Origin of the sequence: Exiguobacterium sp. KKBO11, from assembly GCF_001644945.1 — a bacterium.
In the GTDB taxonomy this organism is placed as follows: domain Bacteria; phylum Bacillota; class Bacilli; order Exiguobacteriales; family Exiguobacteriaceae; genus Exiguobacterium_A; species Exiguobacterium_A abrahamii.
In genome coordinates, this window is record NZ_LUCU01000022.1 from 525,294 (window position 1) to 539,316 (window position 14,023).

Annotated in this window: 17 protein-coding genes; 2 read left to right on the plus strand and 15 right to left on the minus strand. The window is 48.7% G+C overall.

What is annotated here, in order from left to right:
* The 13 genes from ahrC to aroQ all read right to left on the minus strand — a co-directional run bounded on the left by ahrC (position 1) and on the right by aroQ (position 11,354).
* Positions 1 to 450, minus strand: a complete 450-nt coding sequence (gene ahrC, locus AYO36_RS09705; protein ID WP_023467586.1) for a transcriptional regulator AhrC/ArgR — start codon at positions 448 to 450, stop codon at positions 1 to 3.
* Between the two features lie 154 nt (positions 451 to 604).
* Positions 605 to 1,411, minus strand: a complete 807-nt coding sequence (locus AYO36_RS09710) for a TlyA family RNA methyltransferase (protein ID WP_064300283.1) — start codon at positions 1,409 to 1,411, stop codon at positions 605 to 607.
* A 6-nt stretch (positions 1,412 to 1,417) separates the two neighbouring features.
* Positions 1,418 to 3,304: a 1-deoxy-D-xylulose-5-phosphate synthase gene (dxs, locus tag AYO36_RS09715; RefSeq protein WP_064300284.1), complete on the minus strand. Its 1,887-nt coding sequence runs from the start codon at positions 3,302 to 3,304 to the stop codon at positions 1,418 to 1,420.
* 117 nt (positions 3,305 to 3,421) lie between these two features.
* On the minus strand, positions 3,422 to 4,291 hold the full coding sequence (locus AYO36_RS09720; protein WP_064300285.1) for a polyprenyl synthetase family protein: 870 nt from the start codon (positions 4,289 to 4,291) through the stop codon (positions 3,422 to 3,424).
* Positions 4,288 to 4,509, minus strand: a complete 222-nt coding sequence (gene xseB / locus AYO36_RS09725; protein WP_023467583.1) for an exodeoxyribonuclease VII small subunit — start codon at positions 4,507 to 4,509, stop codon at positions 4,288 to 4,290. Before xseB ends, AYO36_RS09720 begins: the two co-directional genes overlap by 4 nt.
* Before the next feature lie 2 nt (positions 4,510 to 4,511).
* Complete coding sequence (gene xseA, locus AYO36_RS09730) at positions 4,512 to 5,834, minus strand: exodeoxyribonuclease VII large subunit (RefSeq protein WP_058265110.1); 1,323 nt, start codon at positions 5,832 to 5,834, stop codon at positions 4,512 to 4,514.
* On the minus strand, positions 5,831 to 6,664 hold the full coding sequence (gene folD, locus AYO36_RS09735; RefSeq protein WP_082627410.1) for a bifunctional methylenetetrahydrofolate dehydrogenase/methenyltetrahydrofolate cyclohydrolase FolD: 834 nt from the start codon (positions 6,662 to 6,664) through the stop codon (positions 5,831 to 5,833). The genes xseA and folD overlap by 4 nt, the downstream gene beginning before the upstream one ends.
* A gap of 69 nt (positions 6,665 to 6,733) precedes the next feature.
* Complete coding sequence (gene nusB / locus AYO36_RS09740) at positions 6,734 to 7,138, minus strand: transcription antitermination factor NusB (protein WP_023467580.1); 405 nt, start codon at positions 7,136 to 7,138, stop codon at positions 6,734 to 6,736.
* Between the two features lie 120 nt (positions 7,139 to 7,258).
* A complete protein-coding gene (accC, locus tag AYO36_RS09745; RefSeq protein ID WP_035409099.1) occupies positions 7,259 to 8,611 on the minus strand; it encodes an acetyl-CoA carboxylase biotin carboxylase subunit in 1,353 nt (450 codons plus the stop codon).
* 15 nt (positions 8,612 to 8,626) lie between these two features.
* On the minus strand, positions 8,627 to 9,076 hold the full coding sequence (gene accB / locus AYO36_RS09750) for an acetyl-CoA carboxylase biotin carboxyl carrier protein (RefSeq protein ID WP_029341092.1): 450 nt from the start codon (positions 9,074 to 9,076) through the stop codon (positions 8,627 to 8,629).
* A gap of 168 nt (positions 9,077 to 9,244) precedes the next feature.
* Positions 9,245 to 9,811, minus strand: a complete 567-nt coding sequence (efp, locus tag AYO36_RS09755; protein WP_023467577.1) for an elongation factor P — start codon at positions 9,809 to 9,811, stop codon at positions 9,245 to 9,247.
* Positions 9,812 to 9,846: 35 nt separating this feature from the next.
* Complete coding sequence (locus AYO36_RS09760; RefSeq protein WP_023467576.1) at positions 9,847 to 10,911, minus strand: M24 family metallopeptidase; 1,065 nt, start codon at positions 10,909 to 10,911, stop codon at positions 9,847 to 9,849.
* Positions 10,908 to 11,354, minus strand: coding sequence for a type II 3-dehydroquinate dehydratase (gene aroQ / locus AYO36_RS09765; RefSeq protein ID WP_023467575.1), 447 nt, complete (start codon positions 11,352 to 11,354; stop codon positions 10,908 to 10,910). The genes AYO36_RS09760 and aroQ overlap by 4 nt, the downstream gene beginning before the upstream one ends.
* Before the next feature lie 156 nt (positions 11,355 to 11,510).
* Between aroQ and AYO36_RS09770 the strand changes: the two genes are divergently transcribed.
* Positions 11,511 to 12,443 carry a DUF1385 domain-containing protein gene (locus AYO36_RS09770; protein WP_064300286.1) on the plus strand — a complete coding sequence of 311 codons (933 nt, stop codon included), beginning with the start codon at positions 11,511 to 11,513 and terminating at the stop codon, positions 12,441 to 12,443.
* A 20-nt stretch (positions 12,444 to 12,463) separates the two neighbouring features.
* Positions 12,464 to 12,865 carry an SA1362 family protein gene (locus AYO36_RS09775; RefSeq protein WP_023467573.1) on the plus strand — a complete coding sequence of 134 codons (402 nt, stop codon included), beginning with the start codon at positions 12,464 to 12,466 and terminating at the stop codon, positions 12,863 to 12,865.
* A 57-nt stretch (positions 12,866 to 12,922) separates the two neighbouring features.
* Here the strand turns inward: AYO36_RS09775 and hpt are convergent, their stop codons facing one another.
* Positions 12,923 to 13,450: a hypoxanthine phosphoribosyltransferase gene (gene hpt, locus AYO36_RS09780; RefSeq protein WP_064300287.1), complete on the minus strand. Its 528-nt coding sequence runs from the start codon at positions 13,448 to 13,450 to the stop codon at positions 12,923 to 12,925.
* A 149-nt stretch (positions 13,451 to 13,599) separates the two neighbouring features.
* Positions 13,600 to 14,022, minus strand: coding sequence for a transcriptional regulator MntR (gene mntR, locus AYO36_RS09785; RefSeq protein ID WP_035398709.1), 423 nt, complete (start codon positions 14,020 to 14,022; stop codon positions 13,600 to 13,602).
* Between the last annotated feature and the right edge of the window lies 1 nt (position 14,023).

The following is a 14,023-nucleotide window of genomic DNA, read 5'->3' on the forward strand; positions in this document are numbered from 1 at the left end:
TTACAGCATTTCTAAAATTCGTTCCGTCACTTCTTTTGCTTGTTCCTCACTTCGTGCGATCAATAGGATCGTATCGTCCCCACACACCGTGCCAAGCAGTTCGTTCCAGCTCAAATGGTCCAGTAAGACAGCGACTGCATTCGCATTTCCCGGCAGGACATGCATGACAATCAGATTTTGAGCAGAATCAATCGAGATGAAGCTGTCCCCGAGCAGACGCCGCAATTTCCCGAGTGGGTTGAAGCGTTGGTCGGCGGGTAAGCTGTATTTATAACGTCCATCATTCAACGGAACCTTAACGAGATGAAGTTCCTTGATATCTCGTGATACCGTTGCCTGTGTCACCTTATATCCTGCATTCCGTAATTCCTCTACCAATTCATCTTGGGTTTCTACTTCCGACTGGGTGATGATCTCCCGAATCTTAATCAACCGTTGCCCCTTTGTCATTCCTGCACCTCACAGTATTCTTCGATGTTACTATTGTAATCCAATAAATCATTAAAAGTCCACGTTTGCCATTTTATTATACGGTTTTCGTCGCTCCGAACAACAATGAGGACGGACCCATGAACCGGATCCGCCCTCGTTTTCATCTGTTCGTTTAAAGACTAGCATGTGCTTGCTTGACTGTCTCCGTCGCATGGACAGATGGATCAAGTCCTGGTTGACCAAGGCGCGCATGCAATAAGAACTCGATGTTCCCCTCTCCACCGGTAATCGGCGAATAGTCGAGCTGTTTCACATAGAATCCTTGTTGAATGAAGAATTCGACCATCTCCTCGAGGACACGGACATGAATCCGTTCATCACGCACGATGCCTTTTTTACCGATATCATCACGCCCCGCTTCGAATTGCGGCTTGACGAGCGCCATGACATCTCCTCCTTCGACGAGGATCGTCTTCAGCGGCGGAAGCATCAACCGTAACGAGATGAATGACACATCGATCGTCGCAAACTGCGGCGCAACAGGGAACATGTCTGGTGTCGCATGCCGAAAGTTCGTTTTCTCCATCACCGTCACACGGTCATCCGAGCGAAGCTTCCAGTCCAGCTGATTGGAACCGACATCCAGCGCATACATATGTGCTGCTCCATTTTGTAAGGAGCAGTCGGTAAAGCCACCCGTTGACGATCCAATATCGAGACCTGTTTTACCCGTGACATCGAAATCGAATACTTGAAGTGCCTTTTCCATCTTGAAGCCTCCACGACCGACATAAGGCATCAACTGACCTTTGACGTGCAGATCGATGTCCGACTTGACCTTCTCACCGGCCTTCTCTAATCGTTCCGTACCACTAAAGACCAGTCCAGCCATGATCGATCGCTTTGCTTTTTCACGCGTTTCAAACAAACCGCGCTCGACGAGAAGAACGTCGAGGCGGATTTTTTTTACATTTTCCATGAATCGTCACACACTCTGTTTCTTTCCTTGATTGACGAAAGCGCGTACTTCTTCTGCGATTTGTCCAGGTAATAATCCGATTTCTTCCAGTAATTCGTTCACACCGCCATGCTCGATATACCAATCCGGAATACCAAAGCGTTTGACGCGCGGGAATGCTTCCTGCTCGTTCGCATGCTCAAGGACAGCTGATCCGAATCCACCTTTTAAGACGGCTTCTTCGAGCGTCACGAGTGGAATGCCTTCTGCGTAAAGGGCATTCAGCATCTTCTCATCAAGCGGTTTGATCGTCCGAGCATTGATGACACGAACCGACAGTTCGTCTGCTAGGAGATCCGCGATTTTGAGCGCATCTTGTACTTGTGGTCCAAACGCAAGGATCGCGACGTCCATTCCTTCACGTTCGACTTCCCATGTATCAAGCGAAATTTCATGCAGTGTCTCGTCCATTGGTACACCGATACCTTCTCCACGTGGGAAACGAACGGCGATTGGCCCTTCATATTTGACGGCCGAATAGAGCAAGTGTTGCAGTTCGTTCTCATCCTTCGCCATGACGATCCGGATGTTCGGTACGTGACGCATGAAGGCAATATCGAAGACGCCTTGGTGTGTTTCACCATCTGCGCCAACGAGACCTGATCGGTCAATCGTAAACGTCACATCTAGATTTTGACGCGCCACGTCGTGAACAAGCTGATCGTATGCACGTTGGAAGAAGGTCGAGTAGATCGATACGACAGGTTTCATGCCTTGCGTCGCCTGACCAGCTGCAAATGTCACAGCATGTTGTTCTGCAATCCCGACGTCAAACATCCGCTCTGGGAATTCTTTTTCAAAACAATCGAGTTTTGAACCGACGCTCATTGCTGGCGTGATCAACGTCAGCTTTTCATCATCGCGTGCCATCTTCGTCAAAGTATCCGCTACCGTAAAGGAGTAACTAGGTGCTTTTGATTTCCCTTTGATGACTTCGCCAGACTCCATCTTGTACGGTCCAAGACCATGCCACGTGCCAACGCCATCGAACTCTGCCGGACGATAGCCTTTCCCTTTTTTCGTGATGACATGAAGCAGGACAGGACCTTCTTCTTTTTTCACGTAATTGAGCTGTTCGATTAAATCATCAAGATCGTGCCCATCGACTGGACCATAATAGTTGAAGCCGAGCTCTTCAAAGAACATGCCAGGAACAAGTGCGCCTTTAACGGCTTCCTTCAACTTCTCGCTTCCTTTTTCAAGGCGTCCGCCAATGACCGGAATCTTTTTGATCAACGTTTCAAGCTCGTCTTGGGCAAAACGCACTTTACGTGATGAACGAATTCGTCCAAGCATTTGATGCATCGCCCCAACGTTTGGTGCAATCGACATCTCGTTATCGTTTAAGATGACGATGACGTTTTGTTGTTCTGCTCCAATATGATTCAATGCTTCGAGTGCCATACCACCTGTCAAAGCACCGTCACCAATGATCGCGACTGCACGATCACTCTTACCGCTCAGTTCGTTCGAAACAGCAATCCCCATTGCTGCTGACAAGGACGTCGAGCTGTGTCCTGTCTCCCAGACGTCATGCACACTCTCATTGCGTTTCGGGAACCCACAGAGTCCTTTGTGCTGACGGAGCGTATCAAACTGGCTCGCTCGTCCTGTCAAAATCTTATGCACGTATGCTTGGTGCCCGACATCCCAGACGAACTTGTCATTCGGACTGTCGAATTCACGATGCAACGCAAGCGTCAACTCGACGACACCGAGGTTCGGTGCCAAGTGTCCACCTGTCGTCGCTAATTCTTCAATCAAAAAGCGTCGAATATCGCCTGCGAGTACTTCGAGTTCGGAGACCGACATACGCTTTAAAAATGACGGATCCTGTATTTCTGTCAATTTCATACCTTACCGCCTCTTTTCCTTACAATCTTATAGGGTTTGTACCCTACATTGTACTAGAACAATCTATCGAGCGCCATTGTCAGCATAGAAAAAGACGACGCAGATGCGTCGTCCTGCTTAATGGTCGCGCTTGACCACGAAGTCGAGCAGTTCCTTAAGTGTCGTCGCTTCGACTGATAATGCATCAATCGCTTGTTCCGCTGCTTCCACCTGAGCTGTCAGTGCGCGTTTCGCTCCTTCAAGACCCAGTAATTTTGGATACGTTGCTTTTTCGTTCCCTTCGTCGCTACCAACCGGTTTGCCGATTTTTTCAGCATCTCCCGTCACGTCCAAGATGTCATCTTGGATTTGGAATGCGATTCCGAGATGGCGACCGTATTGCTTCAAGTGCTCAAGATCCGTCGAGCTGACCGAGGCAAGCAAACCACCCGCTTCGACTGCAAAGACGAGGAGTGCTCCTGTTTTCCGACGGTGAATCGACTCAAGCTCCGCTACGTCATTGATGCCGCCACGCTCACCGAGCATATCGTCGAGCTGACCACCGACCATACCCGTAGCACCAGCCGCTGCTGCTAACCGTTCGACAAGTGCAAGCTTCACTTCTGACGAAGCTGGTGTCTCAAGAAGACAGCTGAAGGCGTTCGTGAGCAAGGCATCTCCTGCTAAAATCGCTGTCGCTTCATCAAAAGCGATATGATTCGTCGGACGCCCTCGACGCAAATCATCATCGTCCATTGCGGGAAGATCATCGTGAATCAGTGAGTATGTATGAATCATCTCAAGTGCCGCAGCAGTCGCGTCACCTTTTGAACGATCGATGGAAAAAGCATCGAGTACCGCATAAATCAAGGCTGGGCGAATTCGTTTCCCACCCGCATCGAGTGAATACCGCATCGAATCGCGTAAACGATCCGGTGCGTCGAGTCGCTCCATGAACTCTTCCATTTTGTTTTCGACTTGTGTCTTCCACTCATTCAAAGCAATCATTGCGCTCCTCCTTTTTCCCGAAGCGTACCATCTTGCTCCAGGATTTGATCGAGTTTTTTCTCAGCAACGGATAACTTTCCTTGGCAAAGAGCCGTCAGTTTGACGCCTTCTTCATATAGAGCCATCGCTTGTTCAAGAGGAGCTTCGCCCTCTTCGAGTAACGTGACGATTTCTTCTAATCGTTCCAGTGCTTCTTCAAAAGATTGTTCCGTCTCCATTCTTACTCCCCATCCTCTCGTTTAGCACGAATCGTTCCATCATGGAATCGGATATCGAACGAAGACGCTGTCAATGCCTTCGCGGAACGGACGATTTGTCCATCCTGTTCGACATACGTATAGCCGCGCATCAGAACATGCGTCGGACTGACGGAGTCGAGTCGCGCGAGCACATGACGCACCTGTTGTTGCTTCGATTGTAAAAGTCGACGAACGATTTCGAGTCGACGTCGTGATTGTTCAATCGTCGCCCGTTGTTGCACGAAGCGGTCCCGCATCGGCACACGCATTAAGCGTGTGTCAAGACGCTCCACCTGTTGCTGGTGTTGCGCTACTACTTGCTTGATCTCCTTTTGGAGTGCCATCTCTGCTCGGTCCAATTGTTCCTGCTTCAGTCCGAGTAGGACGCGTGGTGATTTCAGACCGTAGCTCGCGGCAAGCCGTGTCACTTGCTCTTGTTTACTTTTGAGGAGTTGTGCATACGTTCGTTCTAAACGACGCTTCACATCCTGCACCCGTCGAGATAGTGCCTCTGCTTCCGGAGTGACGAGTTCTGCCGCTGCCGTTGGTGTAGCCGCACGAACGTCGGCGACGAAATCACTGATCGTAAAATCCGTTTCGTGCCCGACGGCAGAGACGATCGGAATGCGTGATTCAAACACGGCTGTCACGACAGACATCTCATTGAATGCCCACAGCTCCTCGATCGAACCACCACCACGACCAATGATCAACACATCACAGGCATCATGCTCATTCATCAGCTGAATGGCACGACTGATTTGTGGTGCCGCGTCCGCTCCCTGTACAAGGACCGGAGCGAAGACGATGGCCGCTTGCGGATAACGGCGCCGGAGTGTCGTTGCGATATCATGAAGCGCTGCTCCTTTTGGCGACGTGATGATTCCGATGCGCTCTGGAAAAGCTGGCAACGATTGTTTGATTGCTGGATCAAACCAACCACGCTCTTCAAGATCCACCTTCAAGCGTGAGAACGCCTCATATAACGCTCCTACACCGTCTTCCGTCATCCGTTCGACATAGAGTTGCATCTCCCCAGAAGAGACGTAAACGGATAAGCGCGCGGTGACGACGACTCGCATCCCATCGCGAACGTCTGCTTTGACTCGACTCGCATCCCGGGCAAACATGACGGCTTTCATCCGTGACTGCTCGTCCTTCAACGTAAAATAAAGGTGACCGGAAGAGTGTCGTTTAAAGTTCGACACTTCTCCCACCACCTGGACTTGTTGCAGAAGGGCGTCGCCTTCTAGTTCACGTTTGACATAGTGGACTAAATCGGAAACGTGAAGAGGTTCGCTCATCGCGCAGCCTCGATCGTGTTATGCAGTAGCATCGTGATCGTCATCGGACCAACGCCACCCGGAACAGGTGTAATCATCGATGCAACGTCTTGTACCGTATCAAACTCGACATCACCGACGAGTTTGCCATCGACACGGTTGACACCAACGTCAATGACGACAGCATCCGGTTTCACCATATCCGCCGTAATCAGCTTCGGTACGCCGACTGCGACGATCAAGATATCCGCTTGACGCGTCATCGCACCGAGATCTTTTGTCTTGGAATGACAATAGGAAACGGTAGCCGATTCATTCAAGAACAACATACCGACGGGTTTACCGACGATTTGGCTACGACCGACGACAACGACGTGTTGACCAGCAATCGGTACGTTCATCTCTTTGACGAGATGAAGAATGCCGTTTGGTGTACACGGTAAAAATGTCGGTTCACCAATCATCATTTTCCCGACAGAGACAGGATGAAAACCATCGACGTCCTTTTCAGGAGAAATCGCAAAAATGACCTTACTCTCATCAATGTGGTCAGGCAACGGCAATTGGACGAGAATCCCATGGACACTCGCATCAACGTTCAGACGGTCGATCAAGTGAAGAAGCTCTGATTCCGTTGTTTCTGCCGGAAGTCGGATCAACTCCGAATCCATGCCGATTTCCTTCGCCGCCTTTTCTTTACCACGTACATAGGACTGACTAGCAGGATCTTCGCCAATCAGGATGACAGTCAATTGCGGTTGAATCCGCTGTTCTTTCAGACGTGCGACTTCTTCTTTCAGCTTCATACGATATGAATGGGCTACCTGTTTTCCATCGATTACTACTGCCATGATTTGTCCACTCCCCCAAAAAGTTCGATTCACTCTTCTGTCTGTTTGTCTCTATTCGGTTTTACAAGTTTATGAATTTTCTTTGACGACGCCTTGTGCGACCTTACCGAGAACACCGTTCACGATTTTTGTCGCTTCTTCGTCAGCAAACGCCTTCGTCAATTCAATCGCTTCGTTGATCGTCACTCGAACTGGAATGTTCGTTTCGAATAACAATTCGTAGACGGCTAAGCGAAGAATCGTCCGCTCGATGTTTCCGAGTCGTTCGAATGACCAGTTGACCAGTGCTTCTCGGATGTGTTGGTCAATCGTTGCTTTGTTCGTTTCGACACCGTTCACCAATTGCTCGACGAATGTGTCATATTCCTTACCTTCTACCGCGAATTCAATGGCCTCTTGTGCAGTCAGATCCGAAAGCTCCATTTGGAACAAAGATTGGACTGCGAGTTCGCGTGCCATGTGTCGTTTCATCATGATTTTGCGTGCTCCTTTTTTTGTCGTTCTCAATCAGTTAGTTTAGCACATTCCTCTTTTAAAAAACATAGAGAACGCCAAAAAAAGACGGGAGTTCGTCGCACAAACTCCCGTCCTGATTCAGTTAACGATCGTACCTTTTAGCTCACGCTCTGCGAATTTCGTCGTGAACGTGCCACGCCGGAATACCGGGTGACTGAGAACACGTTCGTGGAACGGGATCGTCGTCTTGACACCTTCGATCCAAAATTCAGCTAGTGCACGTTCCATCTTCGCACATGCTTCTTCCCGTGTTTCCGCATGGACGATCAACTTCGCAACCATCGAGTCATAATATGGTGGAATCATATATCCTGGATAGACCGCGCTATCGATGCGCACACCCATTCCGCCTGGTGTCACGTATTGTGTGACGCGTCCAGCAGACGGACGGAAATCATGGTCTGGATCCTCGGCATTGATTCGGCATTCGATCGAATGACCGTGGAACTTGATATCCTTTTGTTTGACGGCAAGCGGATGATCGAGCGCCACTTGCAATTGTGCTTGAACGAGGTCGAATCCAGTGATCATCTCCGTTACCGGGTGTTCGACTTGAATGCGCGTGTTCATCTCCATGAAGAAGAACTCTTCCGTCTCTTCGACGAAGATGAATTCGATCGTTCCAGCTCCCGTGTATTGAATCGCTTTTGCGGCTTTTACGGCAGCCTCGCCCATTTTTAATCGTGTCGCTTCACTGACCGCAGGTGATGGCGCTTCCTCGATCAGTTTCTGCATCCGACGCTGGACGGTACAATCCCGTTCACCGAGGTGAATGACATTCCCGTGACGGTCAGCGAGGACCTGTACCTCGACATGGCGGAATTCTTCGATGAAACGTTCTAAATAGACATCCCCGTTTCCGAAAGCTTGTTTTGCTTCACGGCGTGTCTCACTTAGCCCGTTGATCAGCTCTTCTTCCGAACGAGCGACCCGAATCCCTTTACCTCCACCACCTGCTGTTGCTTTGATGATGACCGGATAACCAATTTCTTGCGCCAGTGCGACCGCTTCTTCGTCCGTGACCGTTCCATCTGAACCAGGTACGACAGGCACACCACACTCGATCATCGTTTTCTTCGCAACGTCCTTGATTCCCATCTGACGGATCGCATCCGACGTCGGACCAACGAACTTGATCCCGCACGCTTCACACATCTCAGCAAAATCGACGTTCTCGGCTAAGAAACCATAACCCGGATGGATCATCGTCACTTGACGGTTCGTTGCGATCGCAAGGATATTCGTAACGTTTAAGTAGGATGAAGCAGAACTCGCCTCACCGATGCAGTACGCCTCATCGGCTAAACGAACGTGTAGGGCTTCTTTATCCGCTGTCGAGTAGACAGCAACGGTTTGTATTCCAAGTTCCTTTGCCGCTCGAATGATGCGGACGGCGATTTCTCCACGGTTGGCAATCAATAATTTTTCCATGCTGTTCACCCCCGTTTACGGACGGATCCGGAAGAGTGGTTGACCAAATTCAACGAGATCTCCATCGGCGACAAGAATCTCGACGACCGTTCCAGATACTTCCGAGTTTAAGTTATTGAAGAGTTTCATTGCTTCAAGGACACAAACGATCTGACCCACTTCAATCTGATCACCGACTTTGACGTATGCCGGTTTATCTGGATTCGGACGCGAATAAAACGTTCCGACCATCAAGGCATTGATCGTGACCGTATCATCCGCAGTCGCCTCTTCCTCGACTGGTGCTGCCGCTTGCTTCACAGGAGCAGGCGCCGCCACTGGAGCAGCAGGTGCTTGATGCGAGACCGTCACTGTTTCTCCTTGTTTCTTCAACTTTAATTTATACGTATCCGTCTCGAGTGAGAGTTCATTTACACTCGACTGATCGAGCATTTCGAGTACTTGTTTCAACTGATCGATTTTCATCTGTCATTCTTCCCCCATCTATGCTGTATTCACAATTATTATACCAGGTGCTAATGCCTACTCAAATACTTATATTAACTGGTCATACCATTGGATGCAAGTCAAGCTGAATGAAAAAAGACGTCTCTCGACCTGATAGAAGGTGAGAGACGTCTTGTCGTTTCAATATTATCCGTTGTAACGACCTGTGAAATCACCTGTACGTGTATCAACCGTTACTTTTTCGCCTGCTTCGATGAAGAGTGGGACTTGAATGATATGACCTGTCTCCACTGTCGCATTTTTCTTGACGTTCGAAGCTGTATCACCCTTAACGCCAGGCTCTGCTTCAACGATCGTCATGACGACTGTGTTCGGTAATTCAAGACCGAGGATTTCGCCGTTGTAAACCGCGATTTGAACTTCCATGTTTTCAAGCAAGTATGGAAGAGCTGCTTCGACTTGCGCCGTCGTCAATTCCAATTGCTCATACGATTCTGTGTCCATGAAGACGTAAGTCTCGCCCATTGGGTAAAGGTATTGCATCTTGTTACGCTCGATGTGTGCACGCTCGACACGCTCACCACCACGGAATGTCATCTCTTGGATGTTTCCGTTACGGATGTTACGCATTTTCGTCCGAACGAAAGCTGCCCCTTTACCTGGTTTAACATGTTGGAATTCAAGTACTTGCCAAATCATACCGTCTGAAGTCTTAATCGTTAATCCTGTTTTTAAATCGTTTACTGATACCATGAATGGTTCCTCCTAAAATGTCCCGTCACTCTGAATTAGAGAGTGATCAGTTCTTTTGGTGAAGACGAAAGAATTTCTCGACCTGTTTCCGTGATCAAGACGTCATCTTCAATCCGGCATCCGCCAACTTGCGGCACGTAGATACCTGGTTCGACCGTAACGATCATGCCTGGTTCAAGTTTCGTCTCAGAGCGGAACGACAAGCCAGGTCCTTCATGTACTTCTAGACCAATACCGTGTCCCGTCGAGTGACCGAAGTACTCACCGTAACCTGCTTCTTTGATGATATCACGTGTCAACGCGTCCGCTTCGATCCCAGTGATGCCTGGTTTTAAGCCGTCGACACCCGCTAGTTGCGCTTGTAAGACCGTATCGTAGATTTTCTGCAACTCGGCATTGATCGGACCGACTGCGACAGTCCGTGTGATATCTGAAACATAACCGTTCAAGAGCGCTCCGAAATCAAGCGTGACGAGTTCACCTGTCGCAATGACCTTCGAGCTGGCAACACCGTGCGGCAAGGCAGAACGATAGCCCGATGCCACGATCGTATCGAAAGAAGAAGACGTCGCTCCATGCTTACGCATGAAGAATTCTAGTTCATTTGATACTTCAAGTTCCGTTCGTCCTGGTTGAATGTACGTCAAGATGTGTTGGAAGGTCGCGTCTGCGAGCTCCACCGCTTCCTTAATCATCTTAATCTCTGACGAATCCTTAATCAAGCGTAGGTTTTCAATGATTCCTGTCGTCGGAACAAGCTCGATTGCCGAAGCTTGATCGTATGCTTCAAAAGCACCGAGTGTCATCGCATCCTTTTCGACACCAACCGCGCGAACACGCGCTCCTGCCATCAATTCGCCCATTGTCTCTGGAATCGAACGTTCGATTTGAACGATCTCCATTCCTTTGACTTGGTCTGCCGCTTGCTCCGTGTAACGGAAATCCGTCACGAAGTACGCTTGCTCTTCTGTTACGAGACATGCACCGCTTGAGCCCGTGAAGCCGGAAATGTATCGAATGTTCTCTGCCTTCGTGACGAGTAATCCTGGAAGGTCCCGTTCCTTTAAAGCTGCTTGTAACGCCTCGATCCGTTGTTTCATGATTGATTTCCCCCTTGTTCCGATTGTTGTAAAGCTTGGAGTGCCTCCGTTGCCAGACGATATCCCGTCATGCCAAGTCCAGCGATGACTCCTTGGCAGACAGGTGCAATCATCGAGTGATGCCGGAAGGATTCACGTGCATGGACATTCGATAGATGGACCTCGATGACGGGCGCTTCGATTGCAGCAATCGCGTCACGTAACGCGATGCTCGTATGCGTGTAGGCAGCCGCATTGAAGACGATGCCGTCCGCTCCCCGTTCCTCGTGAAGAACATCAATCAGTCGTCCTTCATGGTTCGATTGTTCAAACCGAAACTGAATGTTCGGAAAATAAGTGCGAAGGTCGTGTTCTAAGTCGGCTAATGTCGCCGTTCCATATGTATCCGGTTCGCGTGTTCCGAGTAAATTCAAGTTTGGTCCGTTTAATATCAAGACACGCAAAAAAACACCTCCTCGAATTCCTTTTCATTGTATCATAACCCGATTTCCGACTCCTAAAGATTACCTCGTTTTGACGAGTCGAACATAGTTTTTTTGTCGTAAATCAAGTACACTGACGATACACCTAATTTTAATGAAGACGGGATGCGTTCTATTATGAAAACGACTAATCCGCCGGTCGGTGGTCAAGCCATCGTCGAAGGCGTCATGTTCCAAAATGCGACCCACGCGGTCTCTGCGATTCGTCGAAATGATGAGTCGATCGAGACGTTCGCCCAACAAAAGCCGGTTCGACCACGAATCGCTAAAGGTAAAAAAATCCCACTTCTGCGTGGCTTGTTTGCTTTAATGGAGTCCTCAGCGAATGGCGCCAGTCATATGAACTTCGCAAGTGACCGATACGGTGTCAAACCTGGTGAAGAAGAGCCGGAAGAAACGACTGCCAGCCCTTTGACGAAATGGCTCGGCGTAGCTGTCGTCGGGATCCTATCATTCTTCTTCGGTAAATTACTCTTTACGTTACTACCTGCTTTCCTTGCGTCACTATTCGATGTGTTCCCTGCTTTATCGGGACATGTCATTCAAAATGTCATCGAAGCAACAATCAAATTAACGCTTTTGTTCAGTTACCTCTACGTGATTTCATTGACTCCGCTCGTCAAACGACTCTTTCAATATCACGGTGCAGAGCATAAGGTCATCAACTGCGTCGAATCAGGACGCCCACTCACGGTCGAAAACGTTCGCGTCAGCAGTCGTCTTCATTACCGTTGCGGCTCGAGTTTCTTGATCTTCACCGTCATCGTCGGATTTTTCGTCTATCTGATCGTGCCAACGGATCCGCTTTGGTTGCGTCTCGTCTGCCGGATCGCCTTATTACCGGTCGTCATCGGTCTTTCATTTGAAGTGTTACAGCTGACGAATAAAGCGCAGCACATCAAAGGACTTCGCGTCATCGCCTTGCCTGGCCTATGGTTACAATACTTGACGACGAAAGAACCGGACGATGCACAGATCGAGGTTGCGATTTATGCGTTTGAAGCATTGGAAAAACAGGAACATAACCTACATGAGAATGCACTGGGTTAATCGATAACAGGGGTGATATTATGATCAGACAACGCATTGGTTCTACATTTGCACTCGTCGTGTTACTGTTCGCTTTTGTCGGCTTCGGATATAAACTCGTCAATAATCCAAGTAGTCTGTTTTCACAATTGCTGTTCTTCGGGATTACCGCTGGGATCATCTTCTTGCTCTTTAAGTTCCTGACTCGTAATCGAAGCGTCGGAACGGGCGCAAATGCTCAGTACCGAAAATCCGTCGCTCAATCAAAAAAAATGCATGGCTCTTCGAATTCTGTTCGCCGGACAGACTTTAAGAAAAAACCGGTCAAGTCCTCAAAAGCGCCGGCATCGAATAAAGTCAGACCGTTGCGCGATCGTTCAAAAGCGCCTCATCTGACAGTGATCGAAGGAAAAAAAGGCAAAAAGAAAAAACGTGCTTTTTAATTTCAGAAGTACATTAAAAAGGAGATTCGTCATGCGACGAACCTCCTTTTTTCGTGTTCAATCCGTTTCGACCCAACCGATATACGGTAGATTGCGATATTCCTCCGCACAATCGATTCCGTACCCAACAACGAAGTAATCCGGAATCTCGAAACCGACATAGTCTGCGTCGAGTTTTACTTCACGACGTGCCGGTTTATCAAGCAATGTACATACTTTGAGAACTCCGGGTTGATGCAATTTCATGTGATCACATAAGAAATGGAGCGTCCGCCCTGTGTCGATGATATCTTCGATGACGACGACATATTTCCCTTGCACATCGAGATCGAGATCTTTCTTCAACTGAACACGCCCGGAAGAGACGGTCTTTGTTCCGTAAGAAGAGCACGCGACTGTATCAATTTGAACGCTTCCTTTGATTTCGCGCATCAAATCCGCAGCAAAGACCATCGACCCTTTTAACACGACGACGAGAACGATTTGACGCCCAGCCGCATCCACTTCGATCTGTTGTGCTAATTCACGAACCTTTTCTTTCAGTTGTGACTCCGACACTAATTTTTCTTTAATCGTGATTTCCATGACAAGGTGCGAACACCCGCCACCCCCTTCGTCCATTTTCAGGCTCAGTATAGCATATCTAACTTAAAATGCGCACTTTATCATAAAAATGTAATGGATCGTTCGTGTTTGAGAACTTTTTTTAGCAAGGAACTATAAAAAAACAAGCCTCAATCCTCTGGATGGGCTTGTTGATAGCGATGCAGTTCCTCTTTCAAACCAGGACGTTCCGCAAAGAACTGAATCATTCCGTTAATCTTATCCAACGCTTCGATACTAATATGATGCTCGATTCCTTCGACATCCTTATAAATCAGTTCTTCATCCACACCAACGAGACGAAGAAAATCTTCAAGTAAGGCGTGTCGTTCCACGAGACGCTTTCCGATTTTGCGTCCTTTAGGTGTCAGCATGAGACCCCGATACTTTTCGTAAACAAGGTACGTCTCCCGGTCGAGCTTTTGAACCATCTTCGTTACCGAGGACGGGTGAACTCCTAACGACTCCGCTATATCCGATACGCGAGCGTATCCTTTATCTTCAATCAGTTTATAAATTTGTTCCAAATAATCTTCCATACTCGGAGTTGGCACG

What these genes read in the sequence shown, in the direction of transcription:
- dxs (WP_064300284.1), bottom strand. Translation starts at nt 3,304, where the DNA reads ATGAAATTGACAGAAATACAGGATCCGTCATTTTTAAAGCGTATGTCG.
- accC (WP_035409099.1), bottom strand. Translation starts at nt 8,611, where the DNA reads ATGGAAAAATTATTGATTGCCAACCGTGGAGAAATCGCCGTCCGCATC.
- accB (WP_029341092.1), bottom strand. Translation starts at nt 9,076, where the DNA reads ATGAAAATCGATCAGTTGAAACAAGTACTCGAAATGCTCGATCAGTCG.
- AYO36_RS09760 (WP_023467576.1), bottom strand. Translation starts at nt 10,911, where the DNA reads ATGAAACAACGGATCGAGGCGTTACAAGCAGCTTTAAAGGAACGGGAC.
- AYO36_RS09770 (WP_064300286.1), top strand. Translation starts at nt 11,511, where the DNA reads ATGAAAACGACTAATCCGCCGGTCGGTGGTCAAGCCATCGTCGAAGGC.
- ahrC (WP_023467586.1), bottom strand. Translation starts at nt 450, where the DNA reads ATGACAAAGGGGCAACGGTTGATTAAGATTCGGGAGATCATCACCCAG.
- efp (WP_023467577.1), bottom strand. Translation starts at nt 9,811, where the DNA reads ATGGTATCAGTAAACGATTTAAAAACAGGATTAACGATTAAGACTTCA.
- AYO36_RS09710 (WP_064300283.1), bottom strand. Translation starts at nt 1,411, where the DNA reads ATGGAAAATGTAAAAAAAATCCGCCTCGACGTTCTTCTCGTCGAGCGC.
- nusB (WP_023467580.1), bottom strand. Translation starts at nt 7,138, where the DNA reads ATGATGAAACGACACATGGCACGCGAACTCGCAGTCCAATCTTTGTTC.
- xseA (WP_058265110.1), bottom strand. Translation starts at nt 5,834, where the DNA reads ATGAGCGAACCTCTTCACGTTTCCGATTTAGTCCACTATGTCAAACGT.
- folD (WP_082627410.1), bottom strand. Translation starts at nt 6,664, where the DNA reads ATGGCAGTAGTAATCGATGGAAAACAGGTAGCCCATTCATATCGTATG.
- xseB (WP_023467583.1), bottom strand. Translation starts at nt 4,509, where the DNA reads ATGGAGACGGAACAATCTTTTGAAGAAGCACTGGAACGATTAGAAGAA.
- AYO36_RS09720 (WP_064300285.1), bottom strand. Translation starts at nt 4,291, where the DNA reads ATGATTGCTTTGAATGAGTGGAAGACACAAGTCGAAAACAAAATGGAA.
- AYO36_RS09775 (WP_023467573.1), top strand. Translation starts at nt 12,464, where the DNA reads ATGATCAGACAACGCATTGGTTCTACATTTGCACTCGTCGTGTTACTG.
- hpt (WP_064300287.1), bottom strand. Translation starts at nt 13,450, where the DNA reads ATGGAAATCACGATTAAAGAAAAATTAGTGTCGGAGTCACAACTGAAA.